The sequence below is a fragment of the Prevotella sp. FD3004 genome (assembly GCF_000746155.1).
Taxonomy (GTDB): domain Bacteria; phylum Bacteroidota; class Bacteroidia; order Bacteroidales; family Bacteroidaceae; genus Prevotella.
Genome location: NZ_JQKR01000014.1, coordinates 42,306 through 61,193 on the forward strand (window position 1 = coordinate 42,306; position 18,888 = coordinate 61,193).

At 47.7% G+C, this 18,888-nt stretch carries 22 protein-coding genes, 1 tRNA gene and 2 pseudogenes; 17 read left to right on the forward strand and 8 right to left on the reverse strand.

All coding sequences use genetic code 11. The features are described from left to right. Positions 1-65: 65 nt before the first annotated feature. A complete protein-coding gene (locus T325_RS05765; RefSeq protein WP_036911315.1) occupies positions 66-614 on the forward strand; it encodes an MptD family putative ECF transporter S component in 549 nt (182 codons plus the stop codon). On the opposite strand, the gene T325_RS05770 is transcribed toward T325_RS05765, so the two are convergent. After that, entirely contained in the window at positions 582-1,517 is a 936-nt protein-coding gene (locus tag T325_RS05770) for a bile acid:sodium symporter family protein (protein WP_036911527.1), read from the reverse strand. The two genes, T325_RS05765 and T325_RS05770, sit on opposite strands and share 33 nt — an antisense overlap. A 162-nt stretch (positions 1,518-1,679) precedes the next feature. Continuing rightward, on the reverse strand, positions 1,680-2,135 hold the full coding sequence (locus tag T325_RS05775; RefSeq protein ID WP_051949735.1) for a hypothetical protein: 456 nt from the start codon (positions 2,133-2,135) through the stop codon (positions 1,680-1,682). A gap of 254 nt (positions 2,136-2,389) precedes the next feature. Here T325_RS05775 and T325_RS05780 point away from each other — a divergent pair, with 254 nt between their 5' ends. Together T325_RS05780 and T325_RS05785 are read left to right on the forward strand one after the other, a co-directional pair. Continuing rightward, positions 2,390-2,776, forward strand: a complete 387-nt coding sequence (locus tag T325_RS05780; RefSeq protein ID WP_036911531.1) for a RidA family protein — start codon at positions 2,390-2,392, stop codon at positions 2,774-2,776. Positions 2,777-2,785: 9 nt separating this feature from the next. Beyond that, the gene (locus T325_RS05785; protein ID WP_036911317.1) at positions 2,786-2,986 is read left to right on the forward strand and encodes a DUF4250 domain-containing protein; all 201 of its coding nucleotides are present in this window, start codon (positions 2,786-2,788) and stop codon (positions 2,984-2,986) included. A 100-nt stretch (positions 2,987-3,086) separates the two neighbouring features. Here T325_RS05785 and T325_RS12690 read toward each other — a convergent pair whose 3' ends face one another. Together T325_RS12690 and T325_RS05790 are read right to left on the reverse strand one after the other, a co-directional pair. Continuing rightward, on the reverse strand, positions 3,087-3,194 hold the full coding sequence (locus T325_RS12690) for a smalltalk protein (protein ID WP_156097647.1): 108 nt from the start codon (positions 3,192-3,194) through the stop codon (positions 3,087-3,089). Between the two features lie 91 nt (positions 3,195-3,285). Further along, positions 3,286-3,753, reverse strand: coding sequence for an HU family DNA-binding protein (locus tag T325_RS05790; protein WP_036911319.1), 468 nt, complete (start codon positions 3,751-3,753; stop codon positions 3,286-3,288). Between the two features lie 739 nt (positions 3,754-4,492). Here T325_RS05790 and T325_RS05795 point away from each other — a divergent pair. The 12 genes and pseudogenes from T325_RS05795 to T325_RS05845 all read left to right on the forward strand — a co-directional run bounded on the left by T325_RS05795 (position 4,493) and on the right by T325_RS05845 (position 15,742). Beyond that, a complete protein-coding gene (locus T325_RS05795) occupies positions 4,493-5,476 on the forward strand; it encodes a DNA adenine methylase (protein WP_051949736.1) in 984 nt (327 codons plus the stop codon). Between the two features lie 20 nt (positions 5,477-5,496). After that, positions 5,497-6,201: a MutH/Sau3AI family endonuclease gene (locus T325_RS05800; protein ID WP_081911067.1), complete on the forward strand. Its 705-nt coding sequence runs from the start codon at positions 5,497-5,499 to the stop codon at positions 6,199-6,201. Between the two features lie 7 nt (positions 6,202-6,208). Continuing rightward, positions 6,209-7,540 (forward strand): hypothetical protein, encoded by a 1,332-nt coding sequence (locus T325_RS05805; protein ID WP_036911323.1) that lies wholly within the window; start codon positions 6,209-6,211, stop codon positions 7,538-7,540. A gap of 3 nt (positions 7,541-7,543) precedes the next feature. Beyond that, positions 7,544-8,413: pseudogene (locus T325_RS12915) on the forward strand (site-specific DNA-methyltransferase); the annotation flags it as partial. A gap of 417 nt (positions 8,414-8,830) precedes the next feature. Continuing rightward, positions 8,831-9,574, forward strand: a complete 744-nt coding sequence (locus T325_RS05815; protein ID WP_036911325.1) for a hypothetical protein — start codon at positions 8,831-8,833, stop codon at positions 9,572-9,574. Next, the gene (locus tag T325_RS05820; RefSeq protein ID WP_036911328.1) at positions 9,571-10,275 is read left to right on the forward strand and encodes a hypothetical protein; all 705 of its coding nucleotides are present in this window, start codon (positions 9,571-9,573) and stop codon (positions 10,273-10,275) included. Before T325_RS05815 ends, T325_RS05820 begins: the two co-directional genes overlap by 4 nt. Positions 10,276-10,299: 24 nt before the next feature. Then, a pseudogene (locus T325_RS12920) lies at positions 10,300-10,554 on the forward strand (ATP cone domain-containing protein); the annotation flags it as partial. A gap of 950 nt (positions 10,555-11,504) precedes the next feature. After that, the gene (locus T325_RS05830; RefSeq protein WP_036911332.1) at positions 11,505-11,963 is read left to right on the forward strand and encodes a hypothetical protein; all 459 of its coding nucleotides are present in this window, start codon (positions 11,505-11,507) and stop codon (positions 11,961-11,963) included. A 203-nt stretch (positions 11,964-12,166) separates the two neighbouring features. Next, entirely contained in the window at positions 12,167-12,307 is a 141-nt protein-coding gene (locus T325_RS12695) for a hypothetical protein (protein WP_156097648.1), read from the forward strand. 172 nt (positions 12,308-12,479) lie between these two features. Further along, positions 12,480-12,926, forward strand: coding sequence for a hypothetical protein (locus T325_RS05835; RefSeq protein ID WP_156097649.1), 447 nt, complete (start codon positions 12,480-12,482; stop codon positions 12,924-12,926). Beyond that, positions 12,917-15,235, forward strand: a complete 2,319-nt coding sequence (locus tag T325_RS12345; protein ID WP_051949737.1) for a YfjI family protein — start codon at positions 12,917-12,919, stop codon at positions 15,233-15,235. The genes T325_RS05835 and T325_RS12345 overlap by 10 nt, the downstream gene beginning before the upstream one ends. 60 nt (positions 15,236-15,295) lie before the next feature. Further along, a complete protein-coding gene (locus tag T325_RS05845) occupies positions 15,296-15,742 on the forward strand; it encodes a DUF5675 family protein (RefSeq protein WP_036911336.1) in 447 nt (148 codons plus the stop codon). Positions 15,743-16,026: 284 nt separating this feature from the next. Here T325_RS05845 and T325_RS05850 read toward each other — a convergent pair whose 3' ends face one another. Further along, the gene (locus T325_RS05850) at positions 16,027-16,557 is read right to left on the reverse strand and encodes a flavin reductase family protein (RefSeq protein ID WP_036911338.1); all 531 of its coding nucleotides are present in this window, start codon (positions 16,555-16,557) and stop codon (positions 16,027-16,029) included. A 153-nt stretch (positions 16,558-16,710) separates the two neighbouring features. Here T325_RS05850 and T325_RS05855 point away from each other — a divergent pair, with 153 nt between their 5' ends. Then, on the forward strand, positions 16,711-17,184 hold the full coding sequence (locus T325_RS05855) for a GNAT family N-acetyltransferase (protein ID WP_051949738.1): 474 nt from the start codon (positions 16,711-16,713) through the stop codon (positions 17,182-17,184). A 112-nt stretch (positions 17,185-17,296) separates the two neighbouring features. Here the strand turns inward: T325_RS05855 and T325_RS05860 are convergent. Beyond that, a tRNA-His gene (locus T325_RS05860) sits at positions 17,297-17,370 on the reverse strand. 198 nt (positions 17,371-17,568) lie between these two features. On the opposite strand from T325_RS05860, the gene T325_RS13010 reads away from it, so the two are divergent. Next, positions 17,569-17,631 (forward strand): DUF6486 family protein, encoded by a 63-nt coding sequence (locus T325_RS13010; RefSeq protein WP_369794038.1) that lies wholly within the window; start codon positions 17,569-17,571, stop codon positions 17,629-17,631. 86 nt (positions 17,632-17,717) lie between these two features. On the opposite strand, the gene secG is transcribed toward T325_RS13010, so the two are convergent. Both secG and T325_RS05870 read right to left on the reverse strand, forming a co-directional pair. Further along, entirely contained in the window at positions 17,718-18,119 is a 402-nt protein-coding gene (gene secG, locus T325_RS05865) for a preprotein translocase subunit SecG (RefSeq protein WP_036911340.1), read from the reverse strand. 5 nt (positions 18,120-18,124) lie between these two features. Then, positions 18,125-18,886 carry a hypothetical protein gene (locus tag T325_RS05870; RefSeq protein ID WP_036911342.1) on the reverse strand — a complete coding sequence of 254 codons (762 nt, stop codon included), beginning with the start codon at positions 18,884-18,886 and terminating at the stop codon, positions 18,125-18,127. Positions 18,887-18,888 lie beyond the last annotated feature (2 nt).

Sequence of the window (18,888 nt, forward strand, 5' to 3'; positions counted from 1 at the left end):
AGAGGGCTTGCCGTGAGGTAAGCCCTTTATGCAGGACATTTTATTTTTTCTAAATTATCATAGATATGAAAACAACCAACTATCGTGGCATCATAGGATTCACCGTCCTGTATGCCGTAACATCATTCGCGTGTGCATTCACAGGTTTCATTCACCCCTGGTGCTGGATCGTGGCTTTCCCGGCCCTCGCCGCCCTTCTTGGCGCCTACTCTTACTGCGAGGTGGCCGTCAGATGGCGTAAGTTCGGCGTAGGCACGCTGCTGTCTGTAGTGCTTGGAGGCTTTCTGCTGGCTATGGGCGAGTGCGACCTTACTCAGTCCGGACTGATGGTCGTGGCGGGTATCGTTTCCGACGGCGTACGTCTGTCGCTCGGCAACGATGACATCCAGTCGCTCCGTTTCTCCTACCCCATTCTCTCTGTCGGACTTATCGCATGGATCATGAAGTTGTGGACCGATACGGAGTGGTATATCCAAGGTGCAACCGAAGAGCTCAATGCGGCCTATGCTCAGGGGCTTGAGCAGCTTTCAGGCGTATGGGGCCTGGCTCTCGCAATAGCCGCCACCGCCATTGCAGCCTATTTAGGCGTCAGAATCCGCCTGCGCCTGGTATAGCTTTGCCACAAGGGCACCACTGATATTGTGCCACACGCTGAACACTGCGCCTGGTATCGTGGCAAGCGGATAGGCTGCGAAATGAAGCACCGCCAGCGACGATGCCAGGCCGCTGTTCTGCATACCCACCTCGACACTCAGTGCCACGCATTTGGGCCTTTGCAGATGCAATAGCCGTCCCACGAGGTAGCCGATGGAGAGCCCCAGCAGATTATGAGCCACGACGACCAGCACCACCAGCAGCCCGCCGACGAGAAGGCGCTCGGCATTGTGCGACACGATGACACCAACCACCAGCGCAATCACCACCGACGAGAAGGCAGGCAGATAGGGCGTCACGGCCTTGGTGAGCTGAGGCAGATAGCGCTGGCACAACAGACCCACGACGATAGGAGCAATCACCACATAGACAATGCTCAGAAGCATGCCCATGGTGTCAACCCCGACCATCGTTCCAGCCATCAGCCACACCAGCAGAGGCGTCATGACGGGTGCCAGCAGTGTTGATACGGCCGTCATACCAACCGAGAGCGCCAAGTCGCCCTTGGCCAGATAGGTGATGACGTTCGAAGCCGTGCCACCAGGACAGCAGCCCACAAGAATCACGCCCAGTGCCAGCTCTTCCGGCAGCGAGAACAGCCATGTCAGCGCAAAGGCAAGCAGAGGCATCACCGTAAACTGCGCCAGGCATCCCGTCAGAATATCCTTCGGTCGGCTCAGCACAATCCTGAAATCGCGGGGCGAAAGCGTCAGACCCATGCCGAACATAATGACTCCCAACATGGGATTGATGGCCCACGTACTAATCCACGCAAACGACGACGGCACCAGCAACGACAAAGCAGCAACCGCCAGCACCATCAAGCCCATCCAGCGGGCTATGAAATCACACACCTTCTTCATCATAACGGCGGCAAAGATAGTCATTTTCCTGCCCATTCCCGCTATTTCTGCGAGAAAAATCCCGATTCTGCAGAAAAAAATACGGAGAGTCCCAAGGCTGAGACTCCCCGCAGGTCCTCCGAGAGAGAGAGGCATATATAAATAGCAAACAAAACCGTTCACTTATCTGTGCGGACCGTGATGGCGCGGCTCATGACGGTGGTGAGGTGCATGGCGCGGATCATGACGGTGGTGAGGCTTCGGATGGTGGTTGTAGAAGTGGCCCCTCTTGTAGTGAGCGTAAACCGCAAACGCCCATCTGCCCGACTTCCACATTACGGGACGATAGAAGTGGTTCAGCCCCCTATACCTGTCGTACTGCCATGGTGTGAGCACGCAGCGCAGTTTAGCGTCTCGGCGGTCCCACCAGCTGCCATACACGTCGCTGCGGCTGTTGAGACTCATCATATAGTCGAGGTTTATATCATACACGTCGTCGTACTGTGCAGGCGTGAGGTTCAGCTCGTAAGCCATCTTGTCGCTCAGAAACAGAGCCTCTTTCTTGGCTGTCTTGTAGCTCATCGCATTGGCCGTGACGGTCATCACCATCATCATCGCCATCAACATCATTTTCTTCATAACCTTTATCTCCTATACTTTAAAAGTTCAACATTTGTTTCTTGTTTACATCGGCAAAGGTCGCAACTTTCGGTTTAGAAAACAAAGGAATATTCCTAATTCAGACGGGTGATTTCCCTATTTCGCGGTAGGGAAATCAGAATTTCGAGGTGACAGACCATGAAAAAACAGGTTTCGAAAGGCGTTTTCTGACACATTTTTCGTATATTTGCACCCAGCTTTACGATACATATAAAAAGAAACAGACAGGAATTATGAAAGAAAAGATTCAAACCGGCGCCGGCAAGGCACCGGCGGCCATCGGCCCATACAGCCAGGCAATCCGAGTGGGCAGCCTCATCTACACCTCTGGTCAGATACCCATCAACCCCGCCACCGGCGCACTTGTAGAGGGCGGCATCAAGGAGCAGACCCGCCAGTCGCTGCTCAATATCAAGGCCATCCTCGAAGAGGCAGGCGTGACGCTGGACAACGTTGTGAAGACAACGGTATTCATGGCCGACATGAACGACTTTGCCGAGATGAACGCCGTCTACGCAGAATTCTTCTCAGAGCCCTACCCCGCACGCTCTGCCGTTGCCGTGAAGTCGCTGCCCAAGGGCTCGCTGGTAGAAATCGAGGTTGTATGCTCGGCTATGTGATTTCAGGAAATGGAATACTTACCGAAAGACCCTGCCATACTGGTGTCGAGCGTCAACATGCTGCTTCGCGACGAGGAGTTCGACACGCTTGAGGCCCTGTGCTATAACTTCGGCACCGAGCCCGACGATGTCAAGCGCTATCTTTTCAACCACGGCTTCGTTTACAGCGCCGAGCAGCGCCAGTTCCGCCCGATAGGTTACGATGAATAGAATGCCCCTGTGACATTTCAGAAAGAATAGAAAAAGAGCATCCATCTCTGTGGGTGCTCTTTTGCAGTTTCAAGAATCATTCCTGTTCAGCGCTCGTCTGTCATGCAGGCGTATTCCCCATACACGATACCGTTCCGAGGGCGGTCAGAGCCGCCGTGAGGATTGATATGACGACCTGAATGACGGTCTTCCAAGTTTCTTTCTTCATGGTGTCTTAAGATTTTGTTTTTCACTTTTTCCTTCGTTTTTGCCATTCATGCGAGCATGACGGCACTCGCTTCATCGAGATGTTCATGGTGTTAGTTGCCGCCGTTCTGCGAACCGCCGCCGTTGCCCTCGGGCTCATCGGTATAGTCGGTGAAGTTCTTGGGCAGCTCGGTCACGTTGCCGGCCTTGGTCAGCTCGCTGCGGGTGAACTCCCCGGTGGCACGGGCACGCATATAGACGCTGTCAATGTGCTTCGTGGTGGAGAAGTCGGCCGACGTGGGCGCACCGTTCTTCTTGGTCCTGATGCCTACACTGAAGATGGCCAGCCCCTCCAGCTTCACGGCCTTGCCCTCCAGCATCAGCTCGCGGATGCAGCCGATCATGTCCGTCAGCACGCCCTTGATGGCCCCCTTCGAGTACGGCGTGTTGTGCTCCGACATGTGCTTTGCCAGCTCGTCGACGTTGATGGTCTTGCCGATGGTGACGGCACGAGCGAACCACTTGCCATAGGCCAAGCTGTTGAGATTCTTGTTTTGATACTTACGATAAAATACGCTCATAATAAATGTGTTATTTTCATAGTATTAGACTACCTGTGCAACCAGCTACATCGGGTGGCCGCCTCCCGCCTTTTGTCTCCATTTGCGACGCGCGCTTCTCGCTCCTTTTGACGATGCATTTCCCTAATGCTCTGCAAAGGTACAACATTTTTCGCCAGATTCCAATTTTCGGGCATCTGTAACCCGTAAAAATCTGTTAACGAAACACAGATATTCCCTTAAAATATGTAAACGCTTCGATTAACCGAGAGCAGAGCAACAACGTTTGTTTCTCTCTGCCGAGCGTGAGAAAGGTCGAGCAAAGCTCAACGATACATTTACGCCGTTCAAACGTATTGTTTAGCCACTTCAAATGTACCGTTTACGATTTACGAACCACCGCCACTGGAAATCGCTTTGTCCCACCGCCACATTGGCTTCGCCGAAATGGCTAAGGCTCGGCATAGCTCAAACGAGCTCGGCTCCGCACTCGCCACATCGCCACTTTGCCACAATGCCACAATAAGCCCCTGAAACCATACACGCTAATACTTTAGAATAATAATATAATATATTATATTATTATTCTAATTATAATCTATCCCCCTTTTCGCCACCTTAATGTGACAAAGTGGCAAAGTGGCGAAATGGCGGAATGGCAGATTGTATTTTTATTAAATTATGTGTAAAAATGTGCCTGGTTGTGAATAATCTCACAAATTCTATGTATCTTTGTAACCAAGAATCGTAGATAATATCAATGACAGAAATACGTTCAATAACAGCAAAGGCAAAACCATTTATAAAATGGGTTGGCGGCAAAGGTCAGCTCATTGAACAATTGGATGCGCAGCTACCAGCTGCCTTTAATAACTGGGAAGATGTTACATACATAGAACCTTTCGTGGGTGGAGGAGCTATGCTCTTTTATATGTTGCAGCAATATCCCAATATTCGTCATGCGGTCATAAACGATGTGAACCCTGATTTAACGACTTGCTATCGTACAGTAAGGGACATGCCTGAGGAGTTGATAAATTCCTTAATGGATATCCAGAATGTATACAATGCCCTTCTGACAGAAGAGGCTCGCAAGGATTTTTTCCTCGCAGTCCGTGATCGCTACAACGAGAAGAATCTTGACCCAATAGAAAATACCACAAAGTTTTTCTTTCTCAATCGAACTTGTTTCAACGGTCTATATCGAGTTAACAAGAAAGGTTTTTTTAATGTTCCGTTTGGTAAATACACCAATCCGCAGATTTGCGACCCTGCGACTATCAGAAAAGATAGTGAGCTGCTTCAACGTGTAGAGATATTGACAGGCGATTTCGAAGCCACCTTCGATTATGCTCAGGGCAACACTCTATTCTATTTCGACCCTCCTTATCGTCCACTAAGTGATACGTCCAGCTTTAACGATTATGCAAAAGAGGCGTTTAATGATGATGCACAGATTCGCTTGAAGGAATACTGTGACCACATAGACGATGCAGGCTTCCAATTCATGCTCAGCAACTCAGATTGCAAGGGAAAGAATGAGGCAGACAACTTCTTTGATGTGCTTTATAGAGCATATTTCATTGAAAGAGTATGGGCTTCACGAAGCATTAACTCTAACCCCAATAAGCGTGGAAAACTGACAGAGATTCTTGTACATAACTATGCTGCAACTAAGGTACAGCCCAACGTTGAATATGCGCAGGTGGAATTGGAACCAATTTATGCAGCGGAAGAAGTTTAACCACATAATGCCGTAGTCCTATGATTAGTAGTAAAGTAATCGAATACATGCGCCCTTTATTTGATATTATCAGCAATTCTAAGGGCAAAACCATTGGAGAGATAAAAGACGAATTGAACATCGAACGTTCTAAGATGGTTAAGGGAGCATCTGGCCTGATAGTTGAAAACCTGCTTGGTATTGAAAACAATAATCGTGACGAGGCAGACATCCCTGAGATTGGATGTGAGATAAAAATCCTGCCGTTGCAGAAGAATCGCGATGGTTCCATCAAAGCCAAAGAGCCTACGGCTATTCAGATGATAAACTATATGGAAGTTGCTAAAGAGACTTGGGTAACCGCCAAACTTAGAGGCAAGATTGCTCTGACATTCTGGGTTGTCTATTTGGCAAAGAAGAATGGTAAGGCTCTTAACCAAAACGATTATGTCATTGTTGACTATTTCTTGGATCATCCATCAGATGTTCAGAATGGTGTATTCAAAACTGACTGGGAAGAAATACAAAGCTATATCAAGGAGGGTCGTGCAGATGAATTGTCTTGTAGCATGGGTGTATATCTGGAACCAAAGACTAAGGGTGCCAATAATCAAGACAAAACGGATGCTCCTGACGGAAAAGGTGGTATAACAAGAGCACGTAGAAGAGCTTTCTATTATAAAAAGAACTATACCAATACCGCTATAATACCCAATCTTGATTTATCTTCGATAAAGAAAAAGTGATATTACTATGGATAAGTTATCTAACTTCTGCTCTGAAATAAAGGCTGCTATAGGCGAGGCAGATACCTTGTCTGTGGCTGAAGCGAGGACTGTAGTCAAAAGTATCAACGATTTCCTTTATACCAACTATCCAGGTATTGGCACTACTCTGGAACTTGGTGAATATAGAGAGTATTTCTCTGACTTTCATAAGTTCTGGGAGACACATCACAAGGAAATACTTGATTGCAAGATAGATGATGAAAAGTGCGAACAAGTGGCTGACGCATTACGTGCCATATATGTAAAAACAGATGGTGACGCATTTAGTGAGTTGTATGATACTTGCGGTTTGAGTAAGCCTGAGATCTGTCGCGTAAGGTTCTTAACAGCAAATCAGGACTTTCGAGGCTCATTAAACTTTTCTAAAGTGGCAAACGTATTTTTGTCAGATAAGACTATTTTTGATGAAGATGTTATTTTCGAGCATCCTGACGATTTTTTGCATAGTATTGGCATCTTATCTCTTTCTCAGAATGACAAACGAATATCTTATGCAAAAACAATTGCAGGATTTCTACTTAACAAGGGAACTTCACCTTATAATCTAATTGACTTATATAAAAGAGACGTATCTCTTTTAAGAGAAGCTATTATCGGATGTGAGGGTTCTGGTTATGGCAACAAGAAAACAGACATGTTTCTTAGAGACATGGTTGTATTGGGTGTTTGGAAAAACGTGTCAGGTTTTGACAAGATAGACGTTGCTAGTGATATTAATACGATTAAAGTTGCTTTAAGGACTGGAATTATAAAAACAGAGATTCCTTTAGTTTCAAGTTTCCTTGATATCTTCTGCTATCAATATAGTTACATTGATACAATGAATGCTCTTGCATGGCGTAAAGTTTGGGAAATATGGAACAAAAAATATCCTTCTGAGTGTATTGACAGTCCTTGCCTTATCGACTATTTTGTCTATAATGTAATCGGAAAACAATTCTGTAAGGAGATTTTATATTTGTTTGAGTGCGAGACAAAAGAACATACTTTTTTTTGGCATTCACATCAAAATAGAAGATGTCAAGTATGCAAAGACAAAGGACTAAAAAATAATAAAGCGACTCGTATTGACCAGATAATACCCTGTGCGAGTGAAGAGGGTTATATTGCTATAGAAAATTCAGAATATGTAAGATCGTTGCCAGAGGAACAAAAATTTAGCGAATGTCCCTTCAAGGATATTTGTCAAGAGAACCGATACTTGCAACCGCCAAAATCCATCAGCATTTTGGGACAAACTGGATGGGCTACGGCATATGCAAGAAAGAACGAAGGTGGTGGAGGATTAATGGCATAGCTTATGAAACCTTATTATAAATCTCCCAACCACGATTTCAATCTTCTTCATGGCGATACATTTGAACTGCTGCCACAGTTTGAATTTAAATTCGACATGATATTTGCCGACCCACCATATTTCCTGTCAAGTGGCGGTATCAGCGTGCAGAGTGGAAAAGTTGTTTGTGTGGATAAGGGTGACTGGGATAAAAGTATGTCTCAGGAAGACATCAACGCCTTTAACATGAAGTGGCTGTCGCTGTGCCGCGAGAAACTGAAAGACAACGGTACGATATGGATTTCTGGCACATACCACAACATATTTTCTGTAGCCAATAGTCTGACGCAGTTAGGCTACAAGATTCTGAATGTTATCACATGGGCAAAGACGAACCCACCACCCAATATCTCCTGTCGCTATTTCACCTACTCGACGGAGTTTATCATTTGGGCAAGAAAGAAGGAGAAAGTGCCTCACTACTATAACTACGAGTTGATGAAACACATCAACGGCGACACACAGATGACAGATGTGTGGCGACTGCCTGCTATTGCTCCTTGGGAGAAGAAATGTACGAAGCATCCTACCCAGAAACCATTGGGCCTGTTGAGTCGTATCATTATGGCATCAACTGAACCTGGTGCATGGATTCTTGATCCCTTTGCTGGCAGCAGCACAACTGGTATCGCAGCAAACTTACTTGGCCGCAGGTTCCTTGGTATAGAGCAAGAGGAAGAGTTTGCAAGAATCAGCATGGCTCGTCGCAAAGAGATTGAGGACGGCAGGACGTTTGCCTCCTTTAAAAAGAAGATACCCGATATCGTCAAGGCCGAGGATACTCAGACAGATTGTTTCATGTGCAATGAACCTATCATAGAACGACTTCCATTCTTACAGGATGAATCAGCTGCGACAAAAGATGATGTATTTATGTATGCCGTTGGCGGCTCATATCGCAAAAAAGCGGAGCCTATAGGTAAGCTGGCAATAGGTATCAAAGACGGGGCTTTGGATAGTGTCAACATCAGCAACATCGGCTATATTATGTTCCACTATTGGAGCAATGAGAAGGCTACACCATATAAACTTCTCAGAACTCCAAGGCTTGTCAGCAAACAGAATATACCCAGTGGATACTTGCTTCGTATAGGAAATGGTGCAGAAGAATTCCTTTTATTGAATTACGACCCCAATAAGCCTGCTGAAATAGAGAGCTATGATATTAAAAAGGTAATGAGAAAAGGCAAAGGCAGGTACTTGCCATTCGTTGCCTCAATAAGTGACATTAAGAATAAATAGCATGCAACAATGATAGAGACTCACATATTGAAACTTGATCCGCCTTACCAGATTATTCATGCTGGCGGAGAGGTGGGATTGCACATTGCAACACTAGTAGTGACAAAGGAATCTGAAACGGAGGACGGAAAATATGCTATAGAAACCCATAGCCATCCCGTCGTGTCTCTTGTTAGCAAAGTCTTTAACACTATTGGAGAGGCTGGTAAGATGTTTTCTTCGGGTGAGTATTCCGAGGGTATTATCTGGAACAAGGTCGAACTGCCTGATGTTGATACGTTCTGTATGGAAGGAACACGCGCCATCTCTCTGGATTTGTTGAATTGGGTTTATGCTGGGGCATTAGGTGGAAATACCAGAGGTCATTTACTGAGGCTGGGTAATATTATAAGAGGATTGAAACGCCTGGGAGTAGGTATAGAGTTGCCCTTCGGTTCTAAAAAGGATATGAAAGAACTCAATAGAGTGGAATTAGACATAGACGATTCATGTGCAGACAAATTCCCGCCAACTATTGACGGAGGTAATAATTTCTGTCATTTCTGGCTTGAATATGATGGTAATGTTGACCACGCGGTTGAAGAGTTGAGCTTTCAGGCAACCGAATATGTAGAAAATGTTTTCCCGGCAGAATGGAAGGTCGCGTTTAAATTTTTCGCTGAAGATGAGCGACTGAAGCCAATTGCCGAAAAACTGAACCAAAGAGATTTTCACTATGAGCGTGTAAATTGTTGCCCTGAGGAAGAGGTATGAGTTACAAGGTTTCAATGATGTATTATGGCAGTCGTCTTCGTCCTGTTGAAGAAGTCGTTTCGGAGGCTATGGAGGCAGAGGACTTTTCTGTAGTCAATCATTACCTTACTTTTCTATTGGCACATGCTTGCGACACTCAGGACTATAGGCTACGCAGACAATGTGACCTGATAAAGACGGCTCACGGAAAACCGCCATTCAAGGGGTCTCCAACATCCAGCAACAATCTGCCACAACAGCGTCATCCTGCTCTTGCTGCAGTTGCTCCCAATCAGATATTCGTCAAGAACTATAACGGCAAGCCAATTGATTTTGAGATGCTGCGCAAACTACTCTATGACTGCTATGTTGTTAACGTCCGATTCAAGTATGATTGGTATGCACCATATAAATTCTTCAACGACATTCGTATTCTCAACGATACAGGACTGAAGCCCTTTGCTAAGCAGATGAATGCCTGGTATAAGGATTTGGCTGACAGCCATAAATGTGACGCGGAAGCACTGAGTGACTGGAATTGTGGCTATACTGGTGAAACTCACCATAACCTATGGAGCTTGGATGTCTTCTACAACAAAAGAATCGGCAAGAAACAAACCACCAAAGGCTTTCAGAGGCTGCTCACTCACATCGAAGCACTGAAAGAACAGTTAAAGACTATACCTGTCATTACGAATTCCGATAAAGACGGGATTCGCTGACATAATTATAATTATAGTAACGATATGGAGATTAAAAACGTCACAATCACAAAGCGTGACGGTTCAAAAGACCGTTTCTCGTTAGACAAGATTATGAGCGCTATTTGTAAAGCGTTCGAGAGTGTCAATGAACCAACTGATTTGGGCACTGTGTCAAAAATCCTTAGTCATCTGGATGTAAAAGATAATACTCAAGTTGAGGACATACAGAGCCAAGTGGAAGCTGCCCTTATGAGGGAAGGACATTACAACGTTGCCAAAAGCTTCATTTTGTACAGGCACGATCGTAGGCACTATAATACAGGACGGCCCAGCGTGACACAACTATGCCGACGATTGACGGATAATGAGTGGATTTATGCTTTTAGGGAAGCGCAAGAAAGAGCAAGCATATACATAGACAATCCAAACCAATATGTCTGTGTATTCTTCACGACACTCTTCTCCCTTTTGGGTAACGAAGTGCCTTCGGGAAAGATTGCATATTACTGGAAAATGTTACGCAAACATATTGTCGGATTGAAAATACCTGCGTTACGAACCATTCAATATAACATTGAGCGCTTCATGAAATGGAAGGATAATGCAATAAAATGGGGGCTCAGTAAGGCTGAGAAAATCAAGTTCAAAGCTTGGTCGGCATTACAGAATGTATTGGAAAAGCTCTTACCAAATATTGAGCCCAAGTTGGTGACAGTTGCATATTGATAGCAGGCTCACCCTACCAAGCATTTATATCGGAATCAGAAGTATCTGGTTCCGTTTTTTTTGCGTAGAATTTAAGTGATATTAAACGCAAAATGTATTCGGCAAGAAAGAAGTACCTTTGACCCCACAAAGCAAAGCGGTCTCATAAATACCTGATAATAAAGCTGTTCGAAATCAGAATTACTCCAGCATCGGACTTGTATTTTTATTTGCAACGTGTTTTCACTATCTTTGCGCGCCCTATCGAGGGAATTCCGGCGTTATTTCCCGCTCGTATCCCTAAGTTATCCCGCTTATCCCGAAACGGACGAAGTATTGTGAAAACACGGAAAAGGGCTGAAAAAAGTTCTGTAATTTTGCATCAGTAAACCTGAGTACAGGATTCGGACTATTATAAAAAGGTATTAACAATTAAATGGTCGATTAGGAGCGACCGGTTGAGTGAAGTGAACGAGAAGAAAGTCCTATAGGTGAAAAGACGTCAATTTCAGACCTTCATCTTCTCTCGCGAACTCAACAAAATGAAAATTTTATTAGAGAAAGGTGACAGCGAAGAACAAATAAAGATGGCAGAGGCTCTGCTGGCAAATAAGTTAGTAAGTGCCATTGAGACCGTGACCTACAAGTGCCAGAAGGTACAGAAGAGCGACGATGAGGTGGCAAAGGCTGTCATCGTGGTTGTCGGGCTGTTTGGCGTATGCACCCAGTGGACGGCTGTGTATAGGGTGTTGGTGGATTTTTGCGGTTGGGAAAGTGACATTGCAAAATTCTCCCAGCGCATGAACACGCTATTAAAAGATGTACGCCTGACGCATCGGTGTACCTATCAGTCAATCCAGAAACCGCTATCATCAAGCAGCATCCTTAGAAAGAATTATCAGGAGTGGAAGAAGTATAAGGCTCCTAAGGGTGACAGGGTGTTCCCACGCCAGATGTTTATAGCTGAAAACCTGCTGAAATTACTTTCAATTAGTGCTTAAATATACGATTGAGCGGTGAAATATACTATCTCAAAGTCATTACAAACAAGGCATTGATATTCACCCTACCTTTGCAATCAAGATTGCGAGAACAGGCTGCACCTCAGCAAAGAGCTAACTCTCTGCGTTCGGTTTGCACTGTCCTTGCAACGTCAAACAATTTAAAGGTCGTTTAAAGGAGCGACGTTAAGCAAAATAAGAAGATGTCACGTACACGTAACACTATCACAATGGCAAGAGGCACTATCGCTGAGAATGCACGTCGTCAGCTGTCGCTGATCAACCGGTGTCAGATGCCGAGAAACGTGAAGAGAGACTGGCGCTTCATGGGTCACAGAATCTAAGAACAATAGGATTCGGGCCCGAATCTCGAAAGAGAGAAAGGACAGTCAAACAAACTACATTTTTCAACAATCCGAGTTGAGGCGAGCACGATGAGGGGAGTCCCCGGGATAATTTGCGCAACCTTCTTTTCTGAACGCTCCACTCACCTCGCTTAACAACAAGGATTAAGAAATGAAACCATCTTTTTTCAGACCACAGATTTTGCAGCAGAACGTCCAGATGGACGGCAGTATCAACTTCATGACCAACGGCGACATCAACGTCTATCCGTGCCCTTGGGAAGATGAGAAGCAGGTGACTGGCGGTGAGCGCGTGCGCTACCGTGCTGGCATCGAGGTGGATGCCGATGGGCGTACCCGAGTGAAGCGCTACAACGACGGGCTTCAGGGTCCAAAGCACGATGTGCTCTATGAGACGCCTCACGGGGCAGTAAAAGTTACCCGTCCGCTGTATCGCAGCGATAACGGTCGCCGACGACTGAAAGACGAGTATGTCTACGTCACGTTCAAGTTCCCGAAGAAGTACGGGCTGGCACTCACCAAGGCGCTCTATGAAGAGGAGGCCGATCAGATTATGTCATACCTAAAAACCAGGAAGGAGGAAACAATATGGAAGTAATCCGCAGGATGATAGCACTCAATCCGCGTCAGACGAAGGAGCAAACCAGGGCTTTCGTACAGACGAGCCCGCTCGCTGACTACGATGCGCTGACGCAGTCGCCGAGGTTGAAGCAACTGGCAGAGCGTATCAATACCACTCAGGATGACGAGCAGCAGCGGAAGCTGAAGGGCTGGTTGCCGTTTCGCTGTCCGCACTACACGCGATTCCGTGACAACCAGCGCGACCGTGAGCACATTGACCCTGAGAGTTTCACCTGGCAGACGTGTGTAGATATTGACGATGCCTCGCTCGTGGAGGAAGCTAATATGCGTGCGGAGCAACTGGATATCGAGATTGGCGGCGAGTGGCAGGGCATGATGCTGCACAAGGACTACTCGGCTCGCAAGAAGCTGCACATCGATATCCGGCTGCCGCTGGGAATGACGGTGCCTGAGGCGCAGCGTGCCTACTGCAAGGCGCTTGGCGTGGCTCCCGACACTTCGTGCTTCACGCCTGAGAGGTTTATCTACATCACGCCAGCGGAGTATGAGATTTATCGGGCCGACGGGTGGTATGAGGTGCTTTCGGATGATGAGGTGGCCAAGCGCAGGAAGGCGTATACCGACAGAGGGCTGAGCATTGACGGGCGCACAGAGGACGGCTCTTACTTTGACCCGGGCGATGACGGCGGGAATATCGTTTCGAGCGATACGCCCCCTGACACTCCATCCAAGTTTCCACAGAAGTTCAAGGGCGTGGCTTATACCTCGATTATTGCCGAGTATTGGCGCAGAACGGGCGGTGAGCCTTCTGAAGGTGAGCGCAACAAACGGCTGCACCAATTGGCGGCCAACCTGCGAGCCATCTGCGACAACTCGGAGGAGTGGCTGCTGGAGGTGATGCCCAGTTACAAACTCACGGTTCAGGAGATGCGCAGCATCATCCATTCGGCTTGCAAGGAACCTACCAAGGGCTCGCGCTTGATGGACAGGATTGTGAACGCGCTCGAAATGGGCATCTCGTCGGATGAGACAGAGGATGCTGAAGCGGTGGCTGAAGAGACTGGCGTGAAGGTGAATGTCAGGACGCTGCCCATCGGACTGAAGGAGAGTCTCGTTGGTGTGCCGGCATCGATGCACATGCCTGTGCTGTGTTCGGTGATGCCGATAGCGGCTGCCTACGCTGACCAGGTGGAGGTGGAGTATTGCGACGGCAACGTGCACCGACTGGGGCTGATGTCGATTATCCGCGGTGAGCAGGCTTCGAACAAGAGTGTCTGTAAGAATGCCGTTGACCTGTGGAAGCGTCAGCTGGATGAAGAGGATGCCCTGGCCCGTAAGCGCGAAGAGGAATGGAAGGAGCGCAAGAAAGGTCGCAAAGCCAACGAAAAGGCTCCTGAAGACCCGCATGTGCAGATTCGTGTGGTGCCGGTGACGGTCTCGTGTTCTACGCTGCTGAAGCGTTTCAAGAATGCGCGGGGACACACCATCTACTCGTTTGGTGAAGAGCTGGACACGCTCCGGAAAACCAACGGTGCCGGCTCGTGGTCGTCGAAATACGACATCTATCGTCTCAGCTTCGACTTCGGTGAGTGGGGACAGGATTACAACTCGGATCAGGCTGAGAGTGGCGTGGTGAACGTGGCCTATAACTGGACGATGCTGGGCACCAACGGAGCCTTGCGGAAGTGCTTCAAGCAGGACAATATCGAGAATGGTTTGTCGTCGCGCATATTGGTGGCAGAAATGCCCGATAGCGCGTTCTCGAAGATGCCGAAGTTCGGCAAGCGCTCGGCTGAGGACGAAGCGAGGATTCAGCAAGCCGTCACCCGTCTGCGTGGCTTTTCTGGTCTCATGGATGTGCCTCGTCTGCGTAAGGCCATCGAGGCATGGGCGGAGGAGAAACGTGTGGAGGCTGCTAAGGACATCGACCATGTGAAGGACACCTATCGCAAGCGTGCGGCTGTCATAGGCTTTCGTTGTGGAGTGATTTTCCATCTGTTGTCGGGCTGTGCCAGGGAAAGTAAGGCTTGTCTGGACTTCGCGCTGATGATGGGCGAGTATTGTCTGCAACAACAGATAAAGACCTTTGGCGAGGCGCTCCGCAATGAGTATGTCAACGCGCAGGACGAATGTCAGCGATACGGCGCAAACCACTCTATATTCGACCAGCTCTCTGCCTCGTTCACGATGGATGACCTTCGGGCGCTGAAGCGTGGCTACTGCGGTGAGTCGGCCCTGAGAAACATCATCACCCGCTGGCGTCGGGACGGTTGGATAGAGAAGACAGATAGCAAGCACTGGCATAAAGTGAAAGTGGAGAACTGAAAAGTGCCACAACGCCACTTTGCCACATTAAGGGCATTCGCCCTTGAACTTACAACAATTATGGAATTAGTATTAACACGCATAGCAAAACGCAAGACCTATACGATAGGCAAACTCTACATCGTAGAGAAAGTAGATGATGAGTATCTGGCAGGAGAAAAGCAAACTTACTTCTGCGACACCCTCGAGCCCACCTGGCGCGACTACGCCCACGGAGGCCGCAAAATAAAAGGCTGTTCGGCCATCCCCGAAGGACGCTACGCCGTAGTCATCTCATGGAGCCCGAAAATGAAGGTCTGGCTTCCCATCCTCCTCGGTGTCCCAATGTTCAGCGGCATCCGCATCCATGCCGGCAACACCGCTGCCGATACCGAAGGCTGTATCCTCGTAGGCCAGAACCTGAAGAAGGGCATGGTGCTCAACTCAAACATCTGGCTCAAGCGCCTGAAAGACAGAATCGTCGAAGCCAAAGCCAAAGGCGAAGCTGTTTGGATAACCGTCAGGTAAAACCTATTCTCTATCATTCAAGGTTCCCGATTAATTTCGGGGGCCTTTTTTTCACAACAGACATAATGCCATGGTGCGGTAATCGTCTGCTTCTTGAACAACTGGAAATCGTAGCACCCTCCATCCGTGCTGCCGCCTCATTCCAGGCTGATGTTTCCGAGTCCCAAACGGCTATGATAAAGAATACTACTCCCAAGGCAAACTCAACAGGAAAGCGCCGTGGGCTTTGCAGTAGCTGCTGCAGCAATGATTTCAGTTTCGTATTCATCTTAAATCTTCAGTTGTTACTTGTCGGATTTCAGATATTCATCATCCCTTACCAGCACCTTCTCGATCTTGCCGACGTACATGGTGTGGTAGTCGCCCTGCGGATAGCTCTGGTCGATGGTTTTCTGATAGATGATGCCATCCTGCTGGATTTCGGCAGCGTAAACCTTCTTGCAGATGAACACCAGCTTGGCCTCCTCGAAATAGACGGTGTTATCGGCATAGACGGGCGTGAGTCCGGCCTTGGCTATCTTATCCTCGTCACGTCCTGACGTGCTGCCCAGATAGGCCATCTGCTTCTTGAACGACTTGTCCATGACACAGAGCGTGAAATACGGCTCTTCGTCCACAAACTCCTTAGTGTAACGCGACTTGCGGATGTAAACAACAGCCGAAGGATCGTTGTTTCCCCAGAGGCATCCCAGATGCCCCCAAGAGGCTGTCATCGTGTTACAACTGTGCTCGTCGCCAGCAGTTATCAGCATCCATTCACCACCAATGAGGTTGAACGGATTAAACTTCAAATCCTTACAATTAATCTCTTGCATAGTCAATTCTCCTATAATAATATTCTATAAATATGCTCGATGGAATTCTGTTGCTTATTAGTATATCATGCAAATTTCATTGGCAAAGGTACGTGTTATTTGGGAAATTTCGCTATCTTTGCATCCGTATTTAACAAATGTTGGTTTTATAGTATGGGACTTGTTTTTGAAATCCGTGATAAAAATGATAATGAAATTGCCAAAAGCCTGATTCGAGAGTACTCGACGATTAAAGGTGCAGAGCAATGCTTCGTATCCCTCGACAAAGAATTGGCAGATTTGGATACCTATTATTATGGTGGCGCTTTTATGATAGGTTATGAGGATGATTTTCCTGTTGCTACACTTGCTATCAGAAAGATAGATGACAATACCTGTGAGTTAAAGAGACTATACGTAAAGCCCGATTATCGTGGAAGAGGCTATTCACGACTTCTTGTAGATGCCGCCCTGGATCGGGCAAGAAACCTTGGCTTTCAGGAAGTAAGGCTCACGACCAAGCCTGCTGTGATGCCAGTAGCGTACGGGTATTATAAACGTATTGGATTTGAGGAACTAGGGAACGAGAATGGAACAGTTTCCATGAGTTTCTCATTAACAGACAGGCACGGGATTCTGGAATTTTAACACAGAAAGATGAAACAAAAAAGACATTGCCTTTCGACGATGTCTTCTTTTATTTCTGATTGGCACTGCTCACAAAAAAAGACATTGCCTTTCGGCGATGTCTCTTTTCGAGGGTGCCCGGTGGGACTCGAACCCACGACATTCAGAACCACAATCTGACGCTCTAACCAACTGAACTACGGGCACCATTTACGCAGTGTGAAAAACCACGCTTGCTGGTTTTGCGGGTGCAAAGGTAGTCAGATTTTTCGAGACTGCCAAACTTTTCGCCGATTTTTTTCAGTGAAAGTTGTTTTTTCCCTTTTCCACCAATGTCAATGCTCCCCGTGATTCGAAGAAAAGCACCTGCACCGACCTCAACGGCCGACAGGGGCATTCCTTCTGATTGCCACCATTGCAACTGCCGTATCGACCGCCCTCGGCACAACGAGCTGCATGAGTGTGTAGGGTGAGAAAAGAAAAAAGTCCTCGGACGATGAACGTCCGGGGACTTTTTGTTAACCTCTTACAGTGATTTCAGGAACTGCAGGATTTTACTTTGCAGGCTGGGCGGGAGCCTCAGCTGCGGGAGCCTCAGCTGCGGGAGCCTCGGCAGCGGGAGCTGCGGGCTGGGCGGCATTAGCGGGCTGCTGGCTTGCACCGAAACCGGGAAGGTTGTTTGGATTGGTGGCAGGAGCCTGGTAGTTCTCCATTACAGAGCCGCTACCGCTGGCCTGAGGAGCTACGTAAGCACAAGCTACGCTGATCACTACCATGAAGGCAGCAAGGCCCCATGTGGCCTTCTCGATGAAGTCGGTGGTCTTGCGGACACCGCCGATCTGGTTGTAACCAGAGAACTGAGAAGCAAGTCCGCCTCCCTTTGATTCCTGAATGAGCACGATGCCAATCATGAGCAGGGCTGCAATCACGATGAAAATTACAAATAATGTGTACATCTTTTTTACTTTATTTTTTTATTATTATTTATTATCAGCTTCTCTAAAAAGCGTATTTGGTCTGCAAAGTAAGCATTTTTTTTCGGAAATTGCAAACTTAATCGCTGAATTATTTCAAGGGCTTTCGAATATCTGCCTTGTTTAACATAAATTCGGGCCAAAGTTTCGGTAAAGTACTCTTCTCCAACCTCTTCTTCGGGTGTATCGGGCTCTGTTTCGGTCTGAGGCGTCAGCAGCGGACCTTCGTTGAGTATGATGCGCCCCTTGTCAGAATTTATGAACGAGTCTATCAGGTCTTGTCCAGGCATCTGAGGCAGCTCGCCAGGCATCGGTTCGCCCTCGGGTTCGCTCTCCATCAGATAGGCAACATAGTCGATGGCGGCATCGGCTGGTGTGGGCTTGCGTTTGGCTTTCTTGGGCTCTTCGTCGTCTTTGGGTATGGAGCCGAGGAAGTTGTCAATCAGCGAGATTGTGCGGCTGGTGCCCTGGGGCTCGGCGGCGGGAGCGCTGGCGGGCTTCTGGGCTGGACGCAGCTGGTAGTGTCGGCCTTCAATCATGTCGAACAGCACGCGGCGGTCGGTGATGTAGATGGCTGCACGGCGCAGTTCCTCGTCGAACGTGGGGTCGTGGAGCAGGAAGAGATTCTGTAGCAGCAGCAGGCGCGCCGTCTGGTAGTAGGGATAGAGTGCCAGCGTAGAGCGCAACTCGTAGAGCGTGTCGCGGTCTAAGCGTTCGGGGTGCTTGATGAGCTCGGTTATTCTCTCCATTC